Below are 22,407 nucleotides of genomic sequence, written 5' to 3' on the forward strand. Positions count from 1 at the left end.
CGTCGCAGCGTAAACGGGCGTTCACGGATACCCTCGTCGGCCATGACAGTCAATCTCGAGGTCGACGAGGGTGTCGGCACCATTCGCCTGGACCGCCCCCCGATGAACGCGCTGGACGTCGCGACGCAGGACCGGCTCCGCGAGGTCGCCGAGGAGGCGGCCCGGCGCGACGACGTACGCGCCGTGGTGGTCTGGGGCGGCGAGAAGGTGTTCGCGGCGGGCGCGGACATCAAGGAAATGCAGGCCATGGACTACGAGGCCATGGCCGTGCGGGCCCGCGCGTTGCAGGACTCCTTCACGGCGGTGGCCCGGATCCCCAAGCCGGTGGTCGCCGCCGTGACGGGTTACGCGCTGGGCGGCGGGTGTGAACTCGCCCTGTGCGCCGACATCCGGATCGCCGGGGAGAACGCGAAGCTCGGGCAGCCGGAGATCCTGCTCGGCCTGATCCCGGGCGCCGGTGGCACCCAGCGGCTGTCCCGGCTGGTCGGGCCGTCCAAGGCCAAGGACCTCATCTTCACCGGCCGCATGGTGGCCGCGGACGAGGCGCTGACGATCGGTCTGGTGGACAAGGTGGTCCCCGCCGGGCAGGTGTACGCCGAGGCGCGCGCCTGGGCGGAGCGTCTGGCGCGCGGCCCGGCGCTGGCGCTGCGCGCCGCGAAGGAGGCGGTCGACGCCGGCCTGGAGACCGATCTGGAGACCGGCCTGACGATCGAACGCAACCTCTTCGCGGGTCTGTTCGCCACCGAGGACCGGACGACGGGCATGCGCAGCTTCGTCGAGGAGGGTCCCGGCAAGGCGAAGTTCCGTTAGGACCCACCCGGTTGAGTGACCGTCGGAACCGGCCGGGTCGCCTTAAGGCAACCTTAAGCAGACCTTAAGGCGACCTGCGCCGGATGCGTTGACGGGCCGCCGTCAGGACGCGGTCACCGCAGGTGAAGGGCATTGCGCGAGATCCATTTTTGCCCTTGACATATGCCAAAACGGCTACTCGGAACATCCCATTCCGCCCGGCCAATTCCCCCGATCCGCCCCGAACCGCCGCTCGGGGCGGTCATCATGAGGGCATGGCGGGGCAGCAGGGAGCATCGGAACAGCCGCAACGGGTGACGATCCCGGCTGCGGGACGGCCGCCCGCGGCGGCCGACGAACTGGCGGCATCCCTCGATCTGGTGGGGAACCCGTCCGAGGACGAGGTGCAGCTCACCTCGCGCCCGGAGTCCGCGGCCACCGCACGCCGGCTGGCGCTCTCGGTGCTGCGGCTGTGGGGCCTGCCGCAGTTCAACGACGTCGTCGAGTTACTCGTCTCCGAGCTCGTCGGCAACGCCGTGCGGCACACCGGAGCCCGCACCTTCGGCCTGCGCATGCTGCGCCGCCGCGGCTGGATCCGGGTGGAGGTGCGCGACCCCTCCCGGGCGCTGCCCTGTCTGATGCCGGTGCGGGAGATGGACATCTCCGGCCGCGGGCTCTTCCTGGTGGACAAGCTCGCCGACCGCTGGGGCGTGGATCTGCTGCCGCGCGGAAAGACCACCTGGTTCGAAATGCGCGTCATGGACCGTTGAACACAAAGTGAACTTCACGCCTGCGTTTGCAAGGTCAGTGGCCCACCTCACGCACACATCGTGAGGTCTGAGGTGGGGAATGACGTATAGTTGTGCGTAACGACCCCATTGACCCGGCTCGGTCGTTCCAGGACGTCATGGATCACACCCCCTGGTTCCATGACGAATGAGAGGCCCCCACTCCGCTGAACAACGGCGCGCAGGGGGCCTCTTTTGTACGGGGGCTCCGCGTCAGGGGCCGCGCCGCGCGGACACGCCGACGAACGGGTGAGCATCCCCGACGCCGGGCCGGACCGGGGTGATCGTGAGCATATGATCACACTGCGTATGCTGCGCCGGCTGAGCGCCGCCGCGCTTCCGCTGGGCGCCCTCGCCCTCCCGCTGTGCGCCACCGCCGACGCCGTCGCCCCCGGGCTCGCCGACGCGGCCGAGTGGTGCCCCCTCGTCCCCGACCGTCTCTACGCGGCGGCGGAGACCGACGTGGACCTCGCCAGGATGCGCCCGGACGAGCCCACGTGGCGCGCCAACTGCCGTGCCCTGTACCGGTCCGACGACCGGCCGCCCGCGGTCGTCTTCACGGAGGGCCTGCGCCCGGCCGACACCCACGGCCAGTACGACCTGCGGTCCTACGCCCAGCGCGACCAGCCCGCGCCCTACGTGGCCGCGACGTACGACCGGGAGGCCTACCGCCGGCAGGACGCGGCCTACCACTACTGGATCGACGCCCCCGGCGGCATCGACGTCAACGCCACCATCGGCACCCGCGCGGTGCGCGCGCCGCAGACGAGCGTCGCCTTCCCCGGCGGCATCGCGCGGCAGTTCGTCGTCAAGGCCTGCCCGGTGGACCCCGCGACCCGGACCGAGGCCACCGCCCGGTGCGTGTTCAACCCCGACTACGCCCCCTGGCGCGGCTGGCCCGCCCCCGCCTGGACCGGGGTGCCCGAACCGGGCGTCCCGGCCGGGACCACGGCGCCGTCGACAGGCTGACGCGCGGGCGCGGTGACCAGCCGCGGCCGGTCGTCCCGCCCGGGAAGAACGCGGGCCCCGTCGGGGGCCGGGACCACAGGGGTTCCGGCCCCCACGGGGCCCTTGTCCGGCGGACGGTCAGCCGCGCCGCAGCACCGTCGTCAGCACCCCGGCCACGGTGGCCTCGGGATCGTCCACCGCGTCCTCGGCGCGCCACGCGACGAAGCCGTCCGGGCGGACCATGACCGCGCCGCGCGGCGACACGCCGTGCAGGGCGGCCCAGTCCGTGTCGCCCTCCGGGGTCAGGTCGGCCTCGGCGGAGTCACCCAGGCGGTACGCGGCCAGCGGCACACCGAGGCGCGCGCCGGCCGTGCGGGCGGCCTCGTGCCACGCCCGGCCCTCGGCGCCGTCGCCGCAGAGCAGCACCATGGAGCGCTCGTAGAGGTCCAGCGTCGAGCGGCGCTCGCCGTCCGGCGCCGTCGCCCACAGGTGCGGGGCGCGCCCGCCGGGCTCGGCGACCGGGCGGAAGTCCTCCGGGACGACCGAGCGGCCGGGGTCGCCGCCGAGGAAGGCGCCCTCGGGGTAGCGGTAGCCGAGGGCGACCACGAGCACGCCCTTCTGCGGGCCGCCGCCCGCCGGCGGGGCGTACCCGGGGTGGGCGTGCTCGGCGGAACGGGCCGAGGCCCGCTCGCTGGTCGCCACCGCGACCGGGCGGCGCTCCGCCTCGTAGGTCTCCAGCAGCCCGGGCCCGGCCCAGCCGCCGACGACCGCCGCGAGCTTCCAGGCCAGGTTGTGGGCGTCCTGGATGCCGGTGTTGGAGCCGAAGGCGCCGGTCGGGGACATCTCGTGGGCGGAGTCGCCGGCGAGCAGCACCCGGCCGCGGCCGTAGGAGTCGGCGACGCGCTCGGCGGCCCGCCAGGGGGCGCGGCCGGTGATCTCGATCTCCAGGTCCGGCACGCCCACCGCGGTGCGGATGTGGGCGATGAGCCGCTGGTCGGTGAAGTCCTCGATCTTCTCGCCGTGTTCGGGGTGCCAGGGGGCGTGGAAGACCCAGTTCTCCTGGTTGTCGACGGGCAGCAGGACCCCGTCGGCCTCGGGGTTGGTCAGGTAGCAGGCGATGAAGTACCGGTCGCCGACGGCCTCGGCCAGGCGCTTGGCCCGGAACGTGGCGCTGATGTTGGCGAACAGGTCGCCCCGGCCGCTGTGGCCGATCCCCAGCCGCTCGCGCACGGGGCTGCGCGGGCCGTCGGCGGCGACCAGGTAGTCCGCCCGCACCGTGCGGCGCGCGCCGGTCTCCCGGTCCAGCAGCTCGGCGGTGACGCCGGCGCCGTCACCGTCGGCGGACTGCTCGAAGGAGAGCATCTCGGTGCTGAAGGCCAGGTCGCCGCCCAGGTCGCGGGCGTACTTCAGCAGCACCGGCTCCAGGTCGTTCTGGCTGCACAGGCACCAGCCGCTGGGGCTGATCCCGGCGAGCCGGCCGCCCGGGTCGATGTTCCGGAAGAGCCACTCGGCGTCGGCCGAGGTCAGCGACTCGGCCTGGAGGATGCCGTGGTTGTCGGCGAGTACGGAGGCGGCCCGCCGGATCAACTGCTCGGCGCCCGCCGTGCGGAACACCTCCATGGTCCGCAGGTTGTTGCCGCGGCCGCGGGGGTGGATGGACGTTCCCGGGTGCTTCTCGACGAGGAGGTGCCGGACGCCGAGCCGGCCCAGGAAGACTGAGGTGGAGAGCCCGACGAGGGAGCCCCCCACGATGAGGACCGGGACCCGGTCTTCGGCCTGTGGAGTCATAGCTCCCTTGATGCCCGATAACGGAGCGTATTTGCGCCCATCACCCAATCGGATCACATATCTCGCACCGGTTGGGCCACCACAGCACGATCAATGGACGACGGACCTCGGGGTTGCTCGCTCTCGAAAGAGGTGGAATATGACACCCCTGGCCGAAAAGGTCTCGCAGTCCGCGCTCGATGGCACTCGCCTGCGCGTCGTCCTCATGCTGGATGTCGAGGACGGTGCCGAGCAGCGGTTTCTTGACGCGTATGACCAAATGTGCCGCCATGTCGCCGCCGTGCCCGGGCACGTCAGCGACCAGCTTTGCCAGTCCATCGAGAATCCCTCGCAATGGCTGATCACCAGTGAGTGGGACAGTGCGCTGCACTTCCTGGCCTGGGTGGACAGCCCGACCCATCTGGAGATGGTGCAGCCGATGCACGGCTGCGTGAAGGACACCCGCTCGCTGCGCTTCGGCGTGCTGCGGGAGACCCGTACCTCGTACGAGCCGGGTCTCCTGCAGTCCGTGCCGAGGGTCGGCGACGGGCTGAACCGCCACGCCATCACCTTCACCGTGAAGCCCGGCAGTGAGGCGACGGTCGCCGACATCCTGTCCGGCTACACCTCACCGCAGGCGCAGGTCGACGAGACCACGCGGCTGCACCGCACCTCGCTGTTCATGCACGGCAACCGTGTCGTGCGAGCGGTGGAGGTGGAGGGCGACCTGATCCGGGCGCTGCGCCACGTGGCGCGGCAGCCGGAGGTGCAGGAGGTCGAGGAGGCCATCAACCCCTACCTCGAGGCACACCGCGACCTCAGCGACCCCAGTTCCGCACGGGAGTTCTTCGCCCGCGCGGCACTGCCGGCCGTGCACCACGTCGCCAAGGGCGCTGACCGGCCGGAGACCCTGAGCCGGCACGCCCTGTTCTACCCCGCCAAGGACGGCTGCGGGCCCTCCGTGGCCAAGATGCTGGCCGCGCAGGACGAACAGGCGGTGGAGGACCCGAAGGGCCCGCTCGCGCGCAGCACGGTCTACCTGCGCGAGGACATCGTCGTCCGACTGATCGACCTGCGGATGCCGGTCGAGGAGGCGCCCCTGATCGCGGTCGGGGCCGCCGGCCGGCACAAGGCGAGCGTGCTCGCCCGGCTGCTGGACGTCGGTCCGGACCTGGACGTCTCGAGCGACCTGGGCCTCAAGCGCTTCCTCAACGAGTGCGACATGCGGATGCTCACCGACCGGCGAGCCCCCGTGAACGCACCCGCGTCCTGACCCACCCCCACACCCGCCATCGCAACCGGCAGGTACCGGCCGGCCCCGGGTACGCCCGGGGCCGGCCCGGCCGGAGGAGAGAAGCATGGATGACCTGCTGACGAACGACCGGAGCAACCGGGACGTTCCGTTCACCCCGACGATCGTGAATCTCGGCGACACCGCGCCCAACCGCCGCCGCGGCGGCGACCTGCGGGCGATGCTCACCCCGACCGCGGTCGGCGCCACGAGCGGTTTCATGGGCGTGGCGCTCGTGCAGCCCGGCGAGCGGATCGGCGAGCACTACCACCCGTACTCCGAGGAGTTCGTGTACGTGGAGTGCGGCTCCCTGGAGGTCGACCTCGACGGGGTGCCGTGCCCGCTCCGGCCCGAGCAGGGCCTGATGATCCCCCCGTACGTCCGGCACCGGTTCCGCAACGTCGGCAGCACCGAGGCCCGGCTCGTCTTCCACCTCGGCCCGCTCGCCCCGCGCCCCGAACTCGGCCACGTCGACACGGAGGCCACCGAGCCGACCGGGTCCACCGGGTCGTCCACCGCGGCCGCGCACGGGTCCGATACCCACCAGGGCCCGGCGTCATGACCCGCCGGGTGGCGGTCACCGGGGCAGGTGTCGTCGCCCCCGGCGGTGTCGGGGTCCCCGCGTTCTGGGAGCTTCTCACCGCCGGCCGTACGGCGACCCGCGGGATCACGCTCTTCGACGCGACGGGTTTCCGGTCCCGCATAGCCGCCGAGGTCGACTTCGACCCCGCGGCCTGCGGCCTGAGTCCCAAGGACACCGAACGCGCCGACCGGTACGTCCAGTTCGCGCTCGTCGCGGCCGCCGAGGCGCTGCGCGACTCCGGACTGGACCTGGACGACGAGGACCCGTGGCGCGTCGGGGTGTCGCTCGGCACCGCCGTCGGCGGCACCACCCGGCTCGAACACGACTACATACGCGTCAGCGCCTCCGGCGCCCGCTGGGACGTCGACCACACCAAGGCCGGCGCGCACCTCCACCGGGCGTTCGCACCCAGCGCGCTCGCCTCCGAGATAGCCGAGCGGCACGGCGCCCGCGGGCCCGTGCAGACCGTCTCCACCGGCTGCACCTCGGGCCTGGACGCGGTCGGCTACGCCTTCCACACCATCGAGGAGGGACGCGCCGACATCGTCATCGCCGGCGCCTCGGACTCCCCGATATCCCCGATCACGGTGGCCTGCTTCGACGCCATCAAGGCCACCTCGCCCAACAACGACGACCCGGCCCACGCCTCCCGGCCCTTCGACGCCCGCCGCGACGGCTTCGTCATGGGCGAGGGCGGCGCCGTCCTCATCCTGGAGGACCTGGAGCACGCCCGGGCCCGCGGGGCCCGCATCTACTGCGAGATCGGCGGCTACGCCACCTACGGCAACGCCTACCACATGACCGGTCTCACCACCGAGGGCCTGGAGATGTCCGAGGCCATCGACCGCGCCCTGGACCACGCGCGGCTCGACCCCCGGGACGTGGACTACGTCAACGCCCACGGCTCCGGCACCAAGCAGAACGACCGCCACGAGACCGCCGCGGTCAAGCGCTCGCTCGGCGAGCACGCCTACTCCACGCCCATGAGCTCCATCAAGTCCATGGTGGGCCACTCCCTCGGTGCCATCGGCGCGATCGAACTCGCCGCCTGCACCCTCGCCCTCGCCCACGGCGTGGTCCCGCCGACGGCCAACTACGAGACCCCGGACCCCGAGTGCGACCTGGACTACGTCCCGCGCACCGCCCGCGAGCTCAAGCTGCGCACCGTGCTGTCCGTCGGCAGCGGGTTCGGCGGCTTCCAGTCCGCGGTGGTCCTCAACCGACCGGACGGGAGCCAGCGATGAGAACGCAAGCGGTGGTCACCGGCATAGGCGTGGTCGCGCCGAACGGTATCGGTGCCGACGCCTTCTGGAAGGCGACCCAGGAGGGCGTCGCCGTCCTCGACTCGGTCACCCGCGAGGGCTGCCAGGACCTCCCGCTGCGCGTGGCAGGAGAGGTGCGCGGCTTCGACGTCTCCGCGGTCGTCGAGGAGCGCTACACCGTCCAGACCGACCGGTTCACCCACTTCGCGATGGCGGCGGCGGACCAGGCGGTGGCCGACTCCGGCCTGCGCCCGGACGAGAACGCCCCCTTCGACATCGGTGTGGTGACCGCGGCCTGCTCCGGCGGCGGCGAGTTCGGCCAGCGCGAACTGCAGCACCTGTGGGGACAGGGACCGAACTTCGTCGGCCCCTACCAGTCCATCGCGTGGTTCTACGCGGCGAGCACGGGCCAGATCTCCATCCGCGGCGGATTCAAGGGCCCCTGCGGCGTCGTCGCCAGCGACGAGGCCGGCGGCCTGGACGCCATCGCGCACGCCTGCCGCAACATCACCCGCGGCACCGGCACCCGGGCCGTCGTCGTCGGTGCCGCCGAGGCGCCGCTGGCGCCGTACTCGGGCGTGTGCCAGCTCGGTTACCGGGAACTGAGCCTGGAGACCGAAGCCGACCGGGCCTACCTGCCCTTCACCGACCGGGCCCGCGGCTTCGCCCCCGCCGAGGGCGGCGCCATGCTCGTCGTCGAGGACGCCGAGCACGCGGCCCGCCGCGGCGCCGAGACGCGGGCCGTCATCGCCGGGCACGGTGCCACCTTCACCGGGGCCTCCCAGTGGGAGAGGTCCCGCGAGGGCCTGGCCAGGGCGATCCGCGACGCCCTCGCCGAAGCCCAGTGCGCGCCCGAGGACATCGACGTCGTCTTCGCCGACGCGCTCGGCACCGTCGAGGCCGACCGGGCCGAGGTGCTGGCGCTCGGCGACGCCCTGGGGCCGTGGGCCGCCCGCGTCCCCGTCACCGCCCCCAAGACCGGCACCGGCCGCGCCTATTGCGGCGCCCCGGTGCTCGACGTGGCCGCCGCCGTGCTCGCCCTGCGGCACGGGGTGGTCCCCCCGACCCCCAACGTCACCGACATCTGCCACGACCTCGATCTGGTCATCGGCCGGCCCCGCCCGGCGGACCTGCGCACCGCGCTGGTCCTCAGCCGCGGCCTCATGGGCTCCAACTCGGCCCTCGTGGTGCGGGTTTGAGGCCCGTCCCGTCCATCCAAGGAGAGCGCTTCATGTCCAAGGAACTCACGTACGGCGAACTCGCCGCTCTGATGAAGTCCAGCGCGGGCATCACCGTGGAACCGACCATGCTGGCCGGTCACCCCGACACGCCCTTCGCCGAGTACGGCCTGGACTCGCTCGGCCTGCTGGGAATCGTCGGCGCCCTGGAGAACGACCGGGGTGCCTCGATCGCCGGCGACGCCGATGCGTGCAAGACCCCCGGCGCCTTCATTGACGTCGTCAACAACTCACTCAAGGCAGGAGTCTGATTCATGCCCGGGCACACCGAGAACGAGATCACCATCCCCGCCCCGCTCGACCTCGTCTGGGACATCACCAACGACGTGGAGAACTGGCCGGAGCTCTTCAGCGAGTACGCCTCGGCGGAGATCGTCGAGCGCGACGGCGACCGGGTCGTCTTCCGTCTGACGATGCACCCCGACGAGAACGGGCAGGTCTGGAGCTGGGTCTCCGAGCGCACCGCGGACCGCGCCTCGCGCACGGTCCGCGCGCACCGGGTCGAGACCGGTCCGTTCCAGTACATGGACATCCACTGGTCGTACCAGGACACCCCCGGGGGCGTCCGGATGCGCTGGGTCCAGGACTTCTCCATGAAGCCCGGCGCGCCGCTGGACGACGAGGCGATGACCAACCGCATCAACGAGAACTCCAAGGTGCAGCTGGAGCTGATCCGCGAGCGCGTCGTCAAGCGCCACAAGGACGGCGAGGGGCGCGCATGAGCACCTATCGCACGCTCATCGTGGCCCGGATCAAGCCGGGCGCCGAGGACCAGGTCGCCGGGGTCTTCGCCGACTCGGACCGGGGCGAGCTGCCCGGTCTGATCGGGGTCACCGGCCGCAGCCTCTTCCAGTTCGGCGACGTCTACCTGCACCTGGTCGAGGCCGACCGGCCGCCCGGCCCGGAGGTCGCACGGCACAAGGACCACCCCGCCTTCCGCGACATCAGCGAGCGGCTGTCGTCCTTCGTGCTGCCGTACAACCCCGAGACCTGGCGTGAGCCCAAGGACGCCATGGCCCGGGAGTTCTACCGCTGGGAGCGGAGCGGCTGACATGGCCACCACCGAGCCGGAGTGGGTGCGCTGCGAACGCTGCGAGGCGCTCGTGTACGCCAAGCGCTACACCCGCACGCTGCGCGTCTGCCCCGAATGCGGCGCGCACGGCCGGCTCACCGCCCGGCAGCGGCTGGACCAGCTGCTGGACCCGTGCTCGCAGGCGCCGCTCGTCCCCGAGGGTGGCGAGCGGCCGCCTGCGCACGACCCCCTGGACTTCACCGACACCCGGCCCTACGCGCAGCGGTTGCGGGACGCCCGGGAGACCACCGGCCTGGACGAGGCCGTGGTCTGCGTACGCGGCACCATCGGCGGCCGGCCGGTGGTCGCCGCCGTCATGGACTTCCGCTTCCTGGGCGGCAGTCTGGGCCCCGGCGTGGGCGCCCGGATCACCCTGGCCGCCCGCACCAGCCTGCGCCATCGCGTCCCCCTGCTGCTGGTCACCGCCTCGGGCGGGGCCCGGATGCAGGAGGGCGCGCTGTCGCTGATGCAGATGGCGGCGACCGCGCAGGTCCTCGCCGAACTCGACGAGGCCGGTGTCCTGGTGCTGTCCGTGGTCACCGACCCGACCTACGGCGGCGTCGCCGCCTCGTACGCCACGCTCGCCGACGTCATCCTCGCCGAACCCGGCGCCCGCCTCGGGTTCGCCGGACCGCGGGTCGTGCAGCAGACGACCGGCCGGCAGTTGCCCGAGGGCTTCCAGACCGCCGAGTTCCTGCTCGCCCACGGTCTCGTCGACGACGTCGTGCCGCGTGCCGCACTGCGCGGCGCGCTGTCCCGGCTGCTGGGCCCGCGCCCCGGCGCCCGGCGGCCCCCCGCGGCTCCCCGGGCCCCCGCCCCCGTCGTCCGCGACGTGGAGGCCCTGCCCGAGCGCGACGCGTGGGAGGCCGTGCGGCTGGCCCGCCACCCGCGACGGCCGACCGTCGCCGACTACGCGGCGCACCTGCTGGAGGACTTCCACGAACTGCACGGCGACCGGCTCGGCGCGGACTGCCCGGCCGTGATGGGCGGGCCCGGTGTGCTCGACGGACAACCGGTCATGCTGATCGGCCACCACAAGGGCGGGCCCACGCTCGACGGCCGCCGCCGGCGGCACTTCGGCATGGCCGGACCGGCCGGCCACCGCAAGGCCGCCCGCCTGATGCGCACCGCGGCGAAGCTCGAACTGCCCGTGATCACCCTGATCGACACTCCGGGCGCCGACCCCGGGCCGGATGCCGAGAGCGGCGGTCAGGCGCTCGCCATCGCCGAGAACCTGCGGCTGATGTCCCGGCTGCCGGTGCCCGTGGTCGCGGTCATCACGGGCGAGGGCGGCAGCGGCGGCGCCCTCGCGCTGGCCGTCGCCGACCGGGTGCTGGTCAGCGCCAACGGCATCTACTCCGTCATCAGCCCCGAGGGCTGCGCGGCGATCCTGTGGAAGGACACGCAGGCCGCGCCCCTCGCCGCGGCCGCGCTGCGGCTGCACGCCCGCGACCTGCTGCGACTCCGCATCGTCGACGGCGTGGTCCCCGAGCCGCCGGACGGTGCCCATCGCGACCACGCGGCCGCGGCGGCCTACGTCGGCGGCGCGCTCTCGGCCGCCCTGGACGAACTGCGCACCCGGGAGCCCGAGCGACTGCTGGCCGAACGCCGCGACCGTTTCCACCAGTTCCACCAGTTCCACCAGTTTCACCAGTTCCCTCAGTTCCCTCAGTTCCCTTGATTCGGACCACTGGAGGAGGAGGCAGCACCATGACGCTCCACGGCGACAACAAGTTGCCCGGCCACGCCGCCGGGGTGGGCAGGAACCTGAACGGGTCGGCCCCCACCGCGCAACCGGCGCACCCGGTGCTCGACGCCGTGTGCCGCAGCGCGACCGAACTGGCCGGCTCGGTCCCGACCCCGCCACGGCGCATCCGGCTGCGGCACGGCCAGACCTCGGTCGAGATCGAGTGGCCGGAACCCCGGGAGCACGAGAGGACCGAGGCCGCCGGCCCGGCGCCGCGGATCACCCGGGAGGACGCGTCGCGGGACACCCCGGACCACCCGGAAGCCGCCGGGGCGCAGCCCGGCGAGGCCGGGCCGGAGCACGACGAGCCGCCGTCCGGGACCCCGCACTATGTCTGCGCCCCGACCGTGGGCACCTTCTACCGCGCGCAGGAACCCGGGGCCGCCCCCTACGTCCGCGTCGGCGACCTGGTCGGCCCCGGTCAGCCGGTGGGCGTCCTGGAGGTCATGAAGATGATGAGCACGATCGAGTCGGACGTCGCGGGGCGGGTCGTGGAGATCGTCGTGGGGGACGCCCAGCCCGTGGAGTTCGACCAGCGGCTGATCGCCGTGGAGCCGGCGGCGGCAGCGGCCGCGCACGCACCGGACCCCGGAGGGGAGTGAACGCCGTGTTCTCCACCGTACTGGTGGCCAACCGCGGCGAGGTCGCGCTGCGCGTCGCCCGCGCCTGCCGCGAACTCGGCCTGCGCACCGTCGCGGTGTACTCCACCGCGGACCGGGAATCGGCCGTCGTCCGGTTCGCCGACGAGGCCGTGCACATCGGGCCGCCCCCCGCGCGGGCCAGCTACCTCAACATCCCCGCCGTGATCGAGGCGGCCCGCCGCACCGGGGCGCAGGCGATCCACCCGGGGTACGGCTTCCTGTCCGAGGACCCGGACTTCGCGGAGATCTGCGAGGCCAACGGGCTGACGTTCATCGGCCCCTCGCCGCGGGTGCTCGCCCGGCTCGGCGACAAGGCGGCCTGCCGCGCCCTGATGGCGGAGGCGGGCCTGCCCGTGCTGCCCGGCAGTCCCGGACCGCTGGACGGTCCCGCCGAGGCCAAGGAGGCCGCGCAGCAGGCCGGCTACCCCGTGATCCTCAAGGCCGTCGCGGGCGGCGGCGGCCGGGGCATGGCCGTCGTCACCGAACCGGACCGGCTGCTGGACGCCTTCCGCGAGACCCGGGCGCACGCCCGCGCCGTCTTCGGCGACGACCGGCTCTACCTGGAGCGGTACATCGACGGGGCCCGCCATGTCGAGGTGCAGGTCGTGTGCGATCGGCACGGCGCGGTGGTGCACCTGGGGGAGCGCGACTGCTCCGTCCAGCGCCACCACCAGAAGCTCGTCGAGGAGACCCCCGCCCCCGACCTGCCGGCCCGGCTGCGCGGCGCGATGTGCGACGCCGCCGTGCGCGGCGCGATGGCGGTCGGCTACGAGGGCGTCGGCACCTTCGAGTTCGTCCTCACCCCGGAGCGCGACTTCTACCTGATGGAGGTCAACTGCCGTCTTCAGGTGGAGCACCCGGTCACCGAGATGGTCACCGGCGTCGACCTGGTCCGCGAGCAGCTGCTGATCGCCGCGGGGCATCCACTGACGCTGCGCCAGGAGGACGTCGTGGCGCGCGGGGTGGCCGTGGAGTGCCGCGTCAACGCCGAGGACCCCGCCCGCGACTTCGCCCCCACCCCGGGGCTGCTCACCGAGTTCGTGCCGCCCGGCGGCCCCTTCGTCCGGGTGGACACCCACGCCTACCCGGGCTGGCGGATCGGCCCGGACTACGACTCGCTGCTGGCCAAGGCCGTGGTCTGGGCACCGGACCGGGAGCGGGCGCTGGCCCGGATGGACCGCGTGCTGGAGGAGCTGCGGGTGCGCGGCGAGGGCGTGTGCACCACGGCGGGCTTCCTGCGCACGGTACTGGCCCGCCCGGAGTTCCGGGCGGGCCGTCACACGACGTCGCTGGTGCGGGAGATGACCGGCTGAGCCGGACTCACACCCGCCCGATGGTGCTGTGGATGGCGTGCAGGAAGGGGTTGACCGGGGTGACCTCGCCGACGGCGAGGCCCGCCTCGGTCATCAGCCCGGTCAGGCTGTCCCGGGTGTGCTTCTGACCGCCGACGTTCATCAGCAGCATCAGGTCCATCGCGGTGGTGAACCGCATGGACGTCGTGTCGTCCACCAGGTTCTCGATGACGACCACCCGCGCGCCCGGGTGGCCCGCCGCCACGACGTTGCGCAGCGTGCGGCGGGTGCTCTCGTCGTCCCACTCCAGGATGTTCTTGATGATGTACATGTCGGCGGTCACCGGGATCTCCACCCGGCAGTCGCCCGGCAGCAGCCGTGCGCGGGAGGCCAGTTCGCCGCCCTCACGCAGCCGCGGGTCGGCGCCGGCGACGACCTTCGGCAGGTCGAGCAGCGAACCGTGCACCTCGGGGTGCTTCTCCAGCAGCGCGGCCAGCACGTGGCCCTGGCCGCCGCCGATGTCGGCGACCGAGGAGATGCCGGTCAGGTCCAGCAGTTCGGCGATGTCCTGCGCGGACTGGCGGCTGGAGTGCGTCATGGCCCGGTCGAAGACCTTGGCGCTGTCCTGCGCGTCGTCGTGCAGGTAGTCGAAGAACTCCTTGCCGTAGATGTCGGGGAAGATGTTGCGGCCGTGCCGCACGGCCTCGTCGAGCCGCGGCCAGGCCTCCCACGTCCACGGCTCGGTGCACCACAGGGCGATGTAGTGCAGGCTGTTGGGGGTGTCCTTGCGCAGCATCCGCGACATGTCGGTGTGCGCGAAGCGGCCGTCGGGCTGCTCCAGGAAGACACCGTAGGAGGACAGCGCGCGCAGCAGCCGGCGCAGCGGGCGCGGCTCCGCGCCCACGGCCGCCGCGAGCTCGTCGCAGGTCGCCGGCTGGTCGCCGAGCGCGTCGGCGACGCCGAGCCGCGCCGCGGCCCGGACGGCGGCGGCGCAGGCCGCGCCGAAGACGAGCTCGCGCAGGCGCATCGCGCCCTGCGCGGAGGCGGCGCCGGTGGTGTCGGAGGGGGTGGTCTCGGTCAGGCTCATCGTCAGCACAGGCCCTTCGGCTGGGAGACGCGGCAGGTGCTGCCGCTGAACACGTTGTCCTTGCTCTGGTCGTCGGCGGACAGGTCGGCGGGGCTGTTGCCCATGGCGGTGTTGTCACGTACGGAGTTGCCGGTGTTGGGGGCGCCCACCACGCTGCGGAAGAGCACGATGCCGCCGGACATCGGCGAGGTGCCGATGTTCTCCACGACCCTGTTGTGGGTCACCTGGGTCTTCTCGGCGCCGGTCAGCACGATGCCGGCGCCCTGGATGAACGGCAGGCGCGCGTTGGCCGGGCAGAACTTGTTGTTGGCCGCCACCAGGTTGCGGGAGACGGTGAGCGACCCGGCCCGCGGCACGCCCTCGTCGCCGACGACGAAGACGCCGCCGCAGTTGGCGGTGATGTCGTTGTACTCGACGTCCACCGTCCGCACCCGGCGCAGCACGAGGCCGATCCGGTTGCCGGACAGCTCGTTGTCGGCGATCAGGGTGTGCTTGGTGTCCAGCGCGCCGCCCTCGGCGTCCACCGCGTTGGCCAGGAAGATCCCCGACTCACCGTTGTTCTCCGCGACGTTGTCGCGGAACACGGCACGCACCGACCGCTGCTGGCTGATGCCCTGCTGGCCGTTGGCGCGCGCGGTGACCCGGTTCACCTCCATGCGGTCGGTCCAGGTGGCGTCGACGCCGTTCTTCCGGAAACCGGAGACGGTCAGCGACCGCAGCCGCACATAGGTCAGCGGGCTCTGCTCCGTACCGGTGACGCAGATGCCGTGACCGGCTGCGGCGCAGGCGTTCTCGGTGCCCTTCTCGCTGGGCGTGATCACCGTCTCGCGTCCCGCGCCCAGCAGAGTCAGCCGGGGCTTGGTGATGCTGACGCTGCCCGGGTAGGTCCCGGGCGCGATCTCGATGACGTCGCCCGGCTTCGCGCGGTCGACCGCCGCCTGGATCGACTCCCCGGGACGCACCAGGAGCGGGGCGTCCGCGGCCTCGACCCCGGGGGCGCTGCACAGCCCCACGACGACGGCGGCCGTGGCGGCCACGGCCGCGGCCGCGGGGGTCCGACGAAGTGTCATGACTGCCGCACCTGCCTTCCGGGCGGCCTCCGCAGCCACCCGGAAAAGTACGTTATGAGTTGTTATGACCTCCTGCCACTCCGTCAGGCCATCAGAGGGCGCCGCGCTCGCGGCCCGGAGTGGCGGGCGGTCGACGGGATCACCTCGGGTGACATCGGATTCCGCCGAGTGGCATGACGCCGGCGGTCGTGGTGCCGCTCCGGTGGGCCGCGGCCACAGACGGTGACCCATGCGCCGGCCGTTCCCGGTCCAGCCGGGCCGGTGGTCGTGGATGCCGACCCGACTCGAACACATTCGCACCTTTTACGCCGTACAATCACCGACAAAATCGCCTTCATGGGATGGTTCCGGCCATGCACACACGCATCGCGGAGTTCGGCGGCGTACACGGAGGGATACCCGTGACGTGCCCCGTCGCGGTCGTGTCGGTCGACGGTGCGGGGCGGGTGGACGGATGGAGCGACGAGGCCGAGGCCATCCTCGGGTACCACCGGGGTGAGGCGGTGGGCCGGCCGGTGACCGACTTCGTGGTCGACGGCATGCCGCGCGTCCCGTCCCCGGGCCGCTCCCGGCACGACCGGGCGGTGCTGCGGCACAAGGCGGGACACCGTGTGGAGGCGAATGTCCTGGTGCAGCCGGCGGTCGTGGACGGCGGCCCCACGGTCTGGTTCCTGAACGGGACCTCCGGCGACGCGACGGGCCGGGACGTCGGCCTGCTCGAAGGGGCGTGGACGCAGTCGAGCGCCGCCATCGTCCTGTGGTCGGCGGAGCTGCGCCTGCTGTGGGCGAACGACTACTCGTACGCGCTGTTCAAGGCGGGCGCCGACGAGGTGCTCGGGCGGCTGCCCACCGAGATCTTCGCGCCCGACAGTCAGCACCACGCGCTGGAGGAGTCCATGCGCCAGGTGCGGGACACGGGGACGGCACGCTCCGTCCTCACGTACGAGAAGGTGCCCGGCGAGAACCGGCCCCACGAGTGGGCGATCCACATCGACCCGGTCCGCGACCGGCACGATGCGGTGATCGCACTGTGCACGATGGCCCGCAACAACTCCGCTGAGTTCTGGGCCCGCCGGCGGCTCAGCCTGCTGGACGAGGCGCGCCGCACCATCGGGCTCTCCCTGGACGTCGAGCGGACCGCGCGCGAACTCACCGACCTGTCGGTACCGGACCTGGCGGACGTCGCCCTGGTGCACCTGCTCCCGGAGACCCTGGGCACGGAACGGGCGGGTGTGCGCGGCCCGGTGGAGGTGCGGCTGGTCGCGGTGAGCGGCGAGCACGGCCCGGCGGCGCCGGGTCCCGGCTGCAGGGACTGGCAGGCCGTGGACCGGCAGTCGCTACCCGGACGGGCGTTGTGGGAACGCCGGGCCGTGCGCGTCGATCTGCCGCACCCCGCGGTCGGCCGGCCCGGTTGGGAACCGGGCCGGGGCGAGGGCGGGGCGATCTCCGCGCCGCTGACCGCGCGCGGCATCACGCTCGGCGTCGTCACCTTCCTCCGCCGCGAACTGCCCTTCGACGCCGACGACCTGCTGCTCGTCGAGGAACTGGCCGAGACCACCGCCGTGTGCATCGACAACGCGCGCCACTACGAACGGGAGCACAGCACGGCGCTCCTGCTCCAGCAGAGCCTGCTCCCCCGGGAGCCGCCCGCGCAGAGCGCGGTGGACGCCGCCTACGGCTACCGGCCCGCCGACCTCGCGGCCGGGGTGGGCGGCGACTGGTTCGACGTGATCCCGCTGTCCGGCGCGCGGGTGGCCCTGGTCATCGGCGACGTGGTCGGGCACGGGGTGGAGGCGGCCGCGACCATGGGCCGGCTGCGTTCCGTCGTGCGCACGCTCGCCGATGTCGACCTCCCGCCGGAGGAGCTGCTGACGTCCCTGGACGACATCGTGAACAGGCTGGACCACGAGAGGGCCGCCGTCGCCTCCGATCCGGAGGTCGGGGCATCGGTGCTGTACGCGGTGTACGACCCGGTGTCGCGCCGGTGCTGTGTGGCGCGTGCGGCGCACGTGGCGCCGCTGCTGGTGCTGCCGGACGGGACGAGCGACTTGCTGGAGGTGCCGGAGGGGCCGCCACTGGGGCTGGGCGGGCTGCCCTTCGAGTCGACCGAGGTGGAGCTCCCCGAGGGCAGCCTGCTCGTCCTGTTCACCGACGGGGTGGTGGAGTCCCGGGACCGTGACCTCGGCGCCGGGATCGCGCGGCTGCGGGAGTGCCTGGTCGGCGCCGCCGGCTCCTCGCCCGCCGCGGTGTGCGACGACGTCCTCGCCGCGATGCTCCCCCGGCGCGGCGACGACGCGGCGCTGCTGGTGGCCCGGCCGCGGGTGCTGGACCGGGCCGACCTCGCCCAGTGGGAGGTCCCGGCCGACGCCTCGGCGGTGGCCGCGGTACGCGCCATGGTGACGGAGCGGCTCGGCACCTGGGGCCTGCGGGACCGGTCGTTCACCACCGAACTGATCGTCAGCGAGCTGGTCACCAATGCGGTGCGCTACGGGAAGGCGCCCATCCGCCTGCGGCTCATCCGGGACCGGTCGCTGATCTGCGAGGTCACCGACGGCAGCGACGCCGCCCCGCACCTGCGGCGCGCCCGCAGCTACGACGAGGGCGGCCGTGGGCTGTTCCTCGTCGCGCAGCTGTCCTCCCGCTGGGGCAGCCGCCACGTCCCCGACGGCAAGATCATCTGGGCGGAACAACAGCTCACCCCGGTCGAGTGACCCGAGCCGGCGCTGCCGGCGGACCGCCATCTCACCCCTCCCACCCGGGATCGGACGCCAACACACGGTGGGGGCACCCCCGGCCGAAGGCTGGGGGGGGAGGGCGGGAAAAAGAACAATCCGGTACCAGCGCGCGCCCCGCGCCCGATGTGGTGGGGGTCACGTGAACCCGTTCCCACCCCACCCCGTGTCCGCCGTGAGGGATCTGCGACACGGATCGGGAGAGGACGGAGTGAGTGGATGGCGGCATTGTGGTCGCGCACTCGTCAGAGCAAGGGCACGAGTGACGAGGCGCTCATACGGGCGCTCTACGAGGAACACGGCAAAGCCCTGCTCGCGTATGCGACCCGGCTCACCGGCGATCGCGCCGCGGCCGAGGACGTCGTCCAGGAGACCCTGATCCGCGCGTGGCGGCACCCGGACGCGCTGGTCAACGGCAAGGGTTCGGTGCGTGGTTGGCTGCTGACGGTGGCCCGCAACATCATCACGGACCGGTTCCGTGCGAAGGCCGCCCGGCCGCAGGAGGTGGCCGAGTCACCGGCCACGCCGCCGGTCGAGCGCGACCACGCCGAGGCCGTGGTCGACTCCATGGTCGTGATGGAGGCCCTCGACCGGCTCTCGCCCGACCACCGGGACGTGCTGTACCAGATCTACTTCCGGGGGCAGACCGTCGCCGAGGCGGCGGAGACCCTCGGGATACCGCCGGGAACGGTCAAGTCCCGGTCCCACTACGCCCTCAAGGCGCTGCGGGAGTTCTACACCAAGAAGCCGGTCGCGCTGCGGGAGGTGGCGGCATGAGCACGGAACACGAGCACGACAGCGGGACGCTCACCGCTTACGTCCTCGGTGCGCTCGACGACGAGGAGGTGCGTGCCGTAGAGGAGCACATCGCCGCCTGTGACCGCTGCCAGGCCGAAGTCGACGAGCTCCGCGAGATGGAGCGGGCGCTCGGTGAAGTCCCGCCGGAGGCCTTCCTCGACGGTCCGCCGGACGACGGTGACCTGCTGCTGCAGCGGACGTTGCGGCAGTTGCGCTCCGAGCGCACGGGGGTGCAGCGCCGACGATGGACGGCCGCCGGTGCGGCGGCGGCGGCCGCCGCGGCGGTCCTGATCCTCGGCGGTGTGGTGATCGGGCAGAACGCCGGGACGTCGGACGTGGCAAGGCCCCCGGTGGCCACCGGGCAACCCGGTGTCAAGGTCGTCTCGGCCACCGACCCGGCCACCGACGCCCGGATGACCGTGAAGGTGACCCCGGCCAGTGCCTGGGTCCGGCTCGACGCGTCGGTCAGCGGCATCCCGGCGGGGGAGCGCTGCCGGCTGGTGGTGGTCGACAAGGACGGTCACCGGGAGGTCGCCGGCAGCTGGGTGGTCCCCGAGGCCGGCGAGAAGCACGGTGTGAGTCTCGACGGTTCGGCGGCGGTGGCCTCGGACGACATCTCCGAGGTCGTCGTCGAGAACGCCGCCGGCAAGGAGTACGTGACCGCCAGGGTCTGACCCCGGCGGGGGAGGGAGCGCGGTACCGCCGTGGCGGCCGGTGCCGCGCCCCCGCCTGCCGTGCTCCCGCCCGCCGAGCCCGTCAGCGGAAGGCGCGGGCGGCGAGGAGGAGCGCGATGTCGTCGGGGCGGGCGAGGCGCCGGCCGGCCTCCTGGATGAGCCGTTCCGCAGTCTCCTCCAGGGGCGCGGCGCCGGGGCGTGCCGCGAGCACGCGGCGCAGCCGCTCGATGCCGGTGTCGATGTCGGTCTCGGGCTGCTCGACGAGGCCGTCGGTGTAGAGCGCGAGCACCGAACCGGCCGGCATCCGCAGCGCGGTGACCGGGTAGGAGGCCCGGTCGTCCACCCCGAGGGGTACGCCGCCGGGGAGGTCGAGGACCTCGGTGCGCCCGCCGGGGTGGCGCAGCAGCGGCGGCGGGTGGCCGGCCCGTACCGCCTTCGCCGTGCCCGTGCGGGGGTCGAGCTCCACGAAGCAGCAGGTCGCGAAGAGGCCCGGATCGAGGTCGATGAGCAGCCGGTTGGTCAGCGCGAGCACGTCCTGCGGGGGCTGCCCGCCGGTCGCGAACGCCCTTACCGAGCTGCGCACTTCGCCCATGGTCGCCGCGGCGGCCACGCTGTGGCCCTGGACGTCGCCGATCACCAGGGCCACGCCGCGGTCGGTCTCGATGACGTCGTACCAGTCGCCGCCAATGTCCATGTCCTGGGTGCCGGGCAGATACCGCCCGACCGTCTCCAGCTCGCCGATCGAGGGCAGTTGATGGGGCATCAGCGCGTCCTGGAGTCCGCGTGCCAGCGCCGACACCGTGTCGTACAGCCGGGCCCGCTCCAGGGCCTGGGCGATCAGGCCGCTCATCGCGGTGAGCACGGCGCGTTCCTCCGCGCCGAAGCGGCGCGAGTGCTCGAAGCCCAGGATGCACGAGCCCACCGGCCGCCCCGACGCGACCAGCGGCAGGAACGCCCAGGCGCCGCGCCCGTCCAGCGGTATCCCCGGGTAGGCGGAGGCGAGATGGCCCGCCGACTCGAAGAAGATGGGCCGCCCGGTGGTGAAGGCGTCCACGCCCGGCAGCCGCGCGCTCAGCGACACGTCCCCGAACTGCTGGAGGAAGCCGCGCGGATAGCCGGTCTCCCACGCCAGCGTCAGGTGCCGCGCCCGGACGACGTAGATCGCCAGCTCCGCACCCTTGAACATCGGCAGCACCTGGTCGGCCACGACCCGCGCCACCTGGCCGACGGTGACGGCGTCCGCGAGGGCCACCGCCAGGACGACCGGACCCTGCGCCGTCCGCGACGGCGACCGGGTCGGCTGCGCGATCTCGGGCAGGATGGGGTCGCCCGCGTCGGGAGCCGGTTCGGCCGGGACGATCCTCGCCGTCACGCCGTAGGTGTCCGGGTGGAGCGAGAACGCCAGCCACTGGTCCGGGGTGCGGGCCGCCACGAACGGCACCGGCTGCTGGGAGAGCATCGCCGCGCGGTAGCGGTCCTCGTACGCCGGGTCGTCCAGCCAGGACAGCGCCTCCCAGGGTCTGCGGCCCAGCAGTTCGGCCCGCGGGCGGGCCAGCAGGGCCTCCGCGCTGCGGTTGACGTAGGTGATCCGGCCCTGGCGGTCGAGCGAGAGCACGCCCTCCGGCAGCCGGTCCGCGGCCTCGGCCGCCACCGCGCCGACCTCCAGGTCGACCACCGTGCCCACCAGCCGCGGGCCGCCGCCGTCCGGCCTGGCGGGGCAGCGTCCCCACAACTCCACGGTGCGCGGCGTCCCTTCGGGGTCCAGCACCCGCAGCCGGTGGCGCACCAGCCCGCCCGTCCCGGCGGCCTCGCGCGCCGCCGCCACCAGGTCGGCGACGTCGCCCGGCACCACATGGGCGGCCACGGCGGCGACGGTGCCCCCGAAGGCGCCCGTGTCGGTGCCGAGGACGGCGCACATCTCCTCGTCCGCGTCGAAGGCCCCGCTGTCCAGTTCCCAGTCGAAGTGCCCGATCCGCACCGGTGACGCCGAGGCGGCGGGCAGCCGGGTCATGGCCGGATCGCCCACCCACTCCACCGGCGTCCCGCGGGCGGCGAGCGCTCCCAGCCCGGCGCCCAGCCGGTCGGCGACGACGCGGATGCGGCGCCGTTCCGTCGCCGTCATGGGGCGTCCCGAGGCGGAGGCGCGCAGCACCAGCAGCACTCCGTACCGCTCGCCGCCGTCCGTCACGGGGACGAAGAAGGAGGCGAAGGAGTAGGGCAGCACGACCGCCATGCGCGGGAAGCGCCGCATCGTCTCCTCGGCGTCCGGCAGGTAGATGCTGTGCCCGGTCGCGAACGCCTCGGCGGGCGGGAACGGGTACTGCAAGCGCAGGTCCCACCAGTGCCGGACCAGCGTGCGGGGCACCCCGGCCAGCACCGCGAGCCGCAGCCCGTGGCGGTTGGGCGAGCGCAGGTAGACCCCGCCGCCGTAGCCGCCGAACGCCTTGATCGCGTCCACCACGGCGTGGCTCATGACCCGGTCCAGTTCGCCGGTGCCGTGGCGATCGGTCCCAGCGGTTGCGGTCATCGGGCCACCCTTGCCGCGGTGCGGCGCGCCGTCCCTCCCGTGAGCCGCGCCGCCATGTGGGTCACCCCACCAGCGTGCTCCCCGGCCGAGGGAAGCGCACC

Annotated in this window: 20 protein-coding genes; 16 read left to right on the forward strand and 4 right to left on the reverse strand. The window is 73.2% G+C overall.

Annotation, left to right across the window (positions count from 1 at the left end):
• The first annotated feature begins 42 nt into the window (after positions 1-42).
• From ACFYXS_RS08555 to ACFYXS_RS08565, 3 genes are all read left to right on the forward strand, one after another.
• Positions 43-810, forward strand: coding sequence for an enoyl-CoA hydratase/isomerase family protein (locus ACFYXS_RS08555; protein ID WP_389245303.1), 768 nt, complete (start codon positions 43-45; stop codon positions 808-810).
• Positions 811-1,064: 254 nt separating this feature from the next.
• Entirely contained in the window at positions 1,065-1,559 is a 495-nt protein-coding gene (locus ACFYXS_RS08560; protein WP_389245305.1) for an ATP-binding protein, read from the forward strand.
• A 312-nt stretch (positions 1,560-1,871) separates the two neighbouring features.
• Positions 1,872-2,546: a hypothetical protein gene (locus tag ACFYXS_RS08565; RefSeq protein WP_389245307.1), complete on the forward strand. Its 675-nt coding sequence runs from the start codon at positions 1,872-1,874 to the stop codon at positions 2,544-2,546.
• A 117-nt stretch (positions 2,547-2,663) separates the two neighbouring features.
• Here ACFYXS_RS08565 and ACFYXS_RS08570 read toward each other — a convergent pair whose 3' ends face one another.
• Complete coding sequence (locus ACFYXS_RS08570) at positions 2,664-4,313, reverse strand: FAD-dependent oxidoreductase (RefSeq protein WP_389245309.1); 1,650 nt, start codon at positions 4,311-4,313, stop codon at positions 2,664-2,666.
• A 139-nt stretch (positions 4,314-4,452) separates the two neighbouring features.
• Here ACFYXS_RS08570 and ACFYXS_RS08575 point away from each other — a divergent pair, with 139 nt between their 5' ends.
• The 10 genes from ACFYXS_RS08575 (at position 4,453) to ACFYXS_RS08620 (ending at position 13,439) form a co-directional block, all read left to right on the forward strand.
• Positions 4,453-5,565 (forward strand): SchA/CurD-like domain-containing protein, encoded by a 1,113-nt coding sequence (locus ACFYXS_RS08575; RefSeq protein ID WP_389245311.1) that lies wholly within the window; start codon positions 4,453-4,455, stop codon positions 5,563-5,565.
• Between the two features lie 85 nt (positions 5,566-5,650).
• Positions 5,651-6,145, forward strand: coding sequence for a cupin domain-containing protein (locus ACFYXS_RS08580; RefSeq protein ID WP_389245313.1), 495 nt, complete (start codon positions 5,651-5,653; stop codon positions 6,143-6,145).
• Entirely contained in the window at positions 6,142-7,410 is a 1,269-nt protein-coding gene (locus ACFYXS_RS08585; protein WP_389245315.1) for a beta-ketoacyl-[acyl-carrier-protein] synthase family protein, read from the forward strand. Before ACFYXS_RS08580 ends, ACFYXS_RS08585 begins: the two co-directional genes overlap by 4 nt.
• Positions 7,407-8,627, forward strand: coding sequence for a ketosynthase chain-length factor (locus ACFYXS_RS08590; RefSeq protein ID WP_389245317.1), 1,221 nt, complete (start codon positions 7,407-7,409; stop codon positions 8,625-8,627). The genes ACFYXS_RS08585 and ACFYXS_RS08590 overlap by 4 nt, the downstream gene beginning before the upstream one ends.
• A 32-nt stretch (positions 8,628-8,659) precedes the next feature.
• Positions 8,660-8,917, forward strand: coding sequence for an acyl carrier protein (locus tag ACFYXS_RS08595; RefSeq protein ID WP_389245319.1), 258 nt, complete (start codon positions 8,660-8,662; stop codon positions 8,915-8,917).
• 3 nt (positions 8,918-8,920) lie between these two features.
• Positions 8,921-9,388, forward strand: coding sequence for an SRPBCC family protein (locus ACFYXS_RS08600; RefSeq protein ID WP_389245321.1), 468 nt, complete (start codon positions 8,921-8,923; stop codon positions 9,386-9,388).
• A complete protein-coding gene (locus tag ACFYXS_RS08605; protein WP_319659881.1) occupies positions 9,385-9,717 on the forward strand; it encodes a TcmI family type II polyketide cyclase in 333 nt (110 codons plus the stop codon). The genes ACFYXS_RS08600 and ACFYXS_RS08605 overlap by 4 nt, the downstream gene beginning before the upstream one ends.
• A gap of 1 nt (position 9,718) precedes the next feature.
• Positions 9,719-11,419: a carboxyltransferase subunit alpha gene (gene accA, locus ACFYXS_RS08610; RefSeq protein WP_389245323.1), complete on the forward strand. Its 1,701-nt coding sequence runs from the start codon at positions 9,719-9,721 to the stop codon at positions 11,417-11,419.
• Between the two features lie 29 nt (positions 11,420-11,448).
• Complete coding sequence (locus ACFYXS_RS08615) at positions 11,449-12,087, forward strand: acetyl-CoA carboxylase biotin carboxyl carrier protein (protein WP_389245325.1); 639 nt, start codon at positions 11,449-11,451, stop codon at positions 12,085-12,087.
• A 5-nt stretch (positions 12,088-12,092) separates the two neighbouring features.
• On the forward strand, positions 12,093-13,439 hold the full coding sequence (locus ACFYXS_RS08620; protein WP_389245327.1) for an acetyl/propionyl/methylcrotonyl-CoA carboxylase subunit alpha: 1,347 nt from the start codon (positions 12,093-12,095) through the stop codon (positions 13,437-13,439).
• Between the two features lie 7 nt (positions 13,440-13,446).
• Here ACFYXS_RS08620 and ACFYXS_RS08625 read toward each other — a convergent pair whose 3' ends face one another.
• Positions 13,447-14,505: a methyltransferase gene (locus tag ACFYXS_RS08625; protein WP_389245329.1), complete on the reverse strand. Its 1,059-nt coding sequence runs from the start codon at positions 14,503-14,505 to the stop codon at positions 13,447-13,449.
• A 2-nt stretch (positions 14,506-14,507) separates the two neighbouring features.
• Complete coding sequence (locus ACFYXS_RS08630; protein ID WP_389245331.1) at positions 14,508-15,575, reverse strand: nitrous oxide reductase family maturation protein NosD; 1,068 nt, start codon at positions 15,573-15,575, stop codon at positions 14,508-14,510.
• A gap of 401 nt (positions 15,576-15,976) precedes the next feature.
• On the opposite strand from ACFYXS_RS08630, the gene ACFYXS_RS08635 reads away from it, so the two are divergent.
• From ACFYXS_RS08635 to ACFYXS_RS08645, 3 genes are all read left to right on the forward strand, one after another.
• Positions 15,977-18,286 (forward strand): SpoIIE family protein phosphatase, encoded by a 2,310-nt coding sequence (locus tag ACFYXS_RS08635; protein WP_389245333.1) that lies wholly within the window; start codon positions 15,977-15,979, stop codon positions 18,284-18,286.
• 240 nt (positions 18,287-18,526) lie between these two features.
• On the forward strand, positions 18,527-19,084 hold the full coding sequence (locus ACFYXS_RS08640) for a sigma-70 family RNA polymerase sigma factor (RefSeq protein WP_389245335.1): 558 nt from the start codon (positions 18,527-18,529) through the stop codon (positions 19,082-19,084).
• Entirely contained in the window at positions 19,081-19,779 is a 699-nt protein-coding gene (locus tag ACFYXS_RS08645) for an anti-sigma factor family protein (protein ID WP_389245337.1), read from the forward strand. The genes ACFYXS_RS08640 and ACFYXS_RS08645 overlap by 4 nt, the downstream gene beginning before the upstream one ends.
• Positions 19,780-19,861: 82 nt before the next feature.
• Here ACFYXS_RS08645 and ACFYXS_RS08650 read toward each other — a convergent pair whose 3' ends face one another.
• Complete coding sequence (locus ACFYXS_RS08650; protein ID WP_389245339.1) at positions 19,862-22,306, reverse strand: SpoIIE family protein phosphatase; 2,445 nt, start codon at positions 22,304-22,306, stop codon at positions 19,862-19,864.
• Positions 22,307-22,407 lie beyond the last annotated feature (101 nt).

Source organism: Streptomyces sp. NPDC002574 (assembly GCF_042889545.1).
In the GTDB taxonomy this organism is placed as follows: Bacteria; Actinomycetota; Actinomycetes; order Streptomycetales; family Streptomycetaceae; genus Actinacidiphila.

Bases quoted from the DNA above. Each gene is read 5' to 3' on its own strand.
- ACFYXS_RS08555 (WP_389245303.1), top strand. From the start codon at position 43: ATGACAGTCAATCTCGAGGTCGACGAGGGTGTCGGCACCATTCGCCTG.
- ACFYXS_RS08560 (WP_389245305.1), top strand. From the start codon at position 1,065: ATGGCGGGGCAGCAGGGAGCATCGGAACAGCCGCAACGGGTGACGATC.
- ACFYXS_RS08565 (WP_389245307.1), top strand. From the start codon at position 1,872: ATGATCACACTGCGTATGCTGCGCCGGCTGAGCGCCGCCGCGCTTCCG.
- ACFYXS_RS08570 (WP_389245309.1), bottom strand. From the start codon at position 4,313: ATGACTCCACAGGCCGAAGACCGGGTCCCGGTCCTCATCGTGGGGGGC.
- ACFYXS_RS08575 (WP_389245311.1), top strand. From the start codon at position 4,453: ATGACACCCCTGGCCGAAAAGGTCTCGCAGTCCGCGCTCGATGGCACT.
- ACFYXS_RS08580 (WP_389245313.1), top strand. From the start codon at position 5,651: ATGGATGACCTGCTGACGAACGACCGGAGCAACCGGGACGTTCCGTTC.
- ACFYXS_RS08585 (WP_389245315.1), top strand. From the start codon at position 6,142: ATGACCCGCCGGGTGGCGGTCACCGGGGCAGGTGTCGTCGCCCCCGGC.
- ACFYXS_RS08590 (WP_389245317.1), top strand. From the start codon at position 7,407: ATGAGAACGCAAGCGGTGGTCACCGGCATAGGCGTGGTCGCGCCGAAC.
- ACFYXS_RS08595 (WP_389245319.1), top strand. From the start codon at position 8,660: ATGTCCAAGGAACTCACGTACGGCGAACTCGCCGCTCTGATGAAGTCC.
- ACFYXS_RS08600 (WP_389245321.1), top strand. From the start codon at position 8,921: ATGCCCGGGCACACCGAGAACGAGATCACCATCCCCGCCCCGCTCGAC.
- ACFYXS_RS08605 (WP_319659881.1), top strand. From the start codon at position 9,385: ATGAGCACCTATCGCACGCTCATCGTGGCCCGGATCAAGCCGGGCGCC.
- accA (WP_389245323.1), top strand. From the start codon at position 9,719: ATGGCCACCACCGAGCCGGAGTGGGTGCGCTGCGAACGCTGCGAGGCG.
- ACFYXS_RS08615 (WP_389245325.1), top strand. From the start codon at position 11,449: ATGACGCTCCACGGCGACAACAAGTTGCCCGGCCACGCCGCCGGGGTG.
- ACFYXS_RS08625 (WP_389245329.1), bottom strand. From the start codon at position 14,505: ATGAGCCTGACCGAGACCACCCCCTCCGACACCACCGGCGCCGCCTCC.
- ACFYXS_RS08630 (WP_389245331.1), bottom strand. From the start codon at position 15,575: ATGACACTTCGTCGGACCCCCGCGGCCGCGGCCGTGGCCGCCACGGCC.
- ACFYXS_RS08640 (WP_389245335.1), top strand. From the start codon at position 18,527: ATGGCGGCATTGTGGTCGCGCACTCGTCAGAGCAAGGGCACGAGTGAC.
- ACFYXS_RS08645 (WP_389245337.1), top strand. From the start codon at position 19,081: ATGAGCACGGAACACGAGCACGACAGCGGGACGCTCACCGCTTACGTC.
- ACFYXS_RS08650 (WP_389245339.1), bottom strand. From the start codon at position 22,306: ATGACCGCAACCGCTGGGACCGATCGCCACGGCACCGGCGAACTGGAC.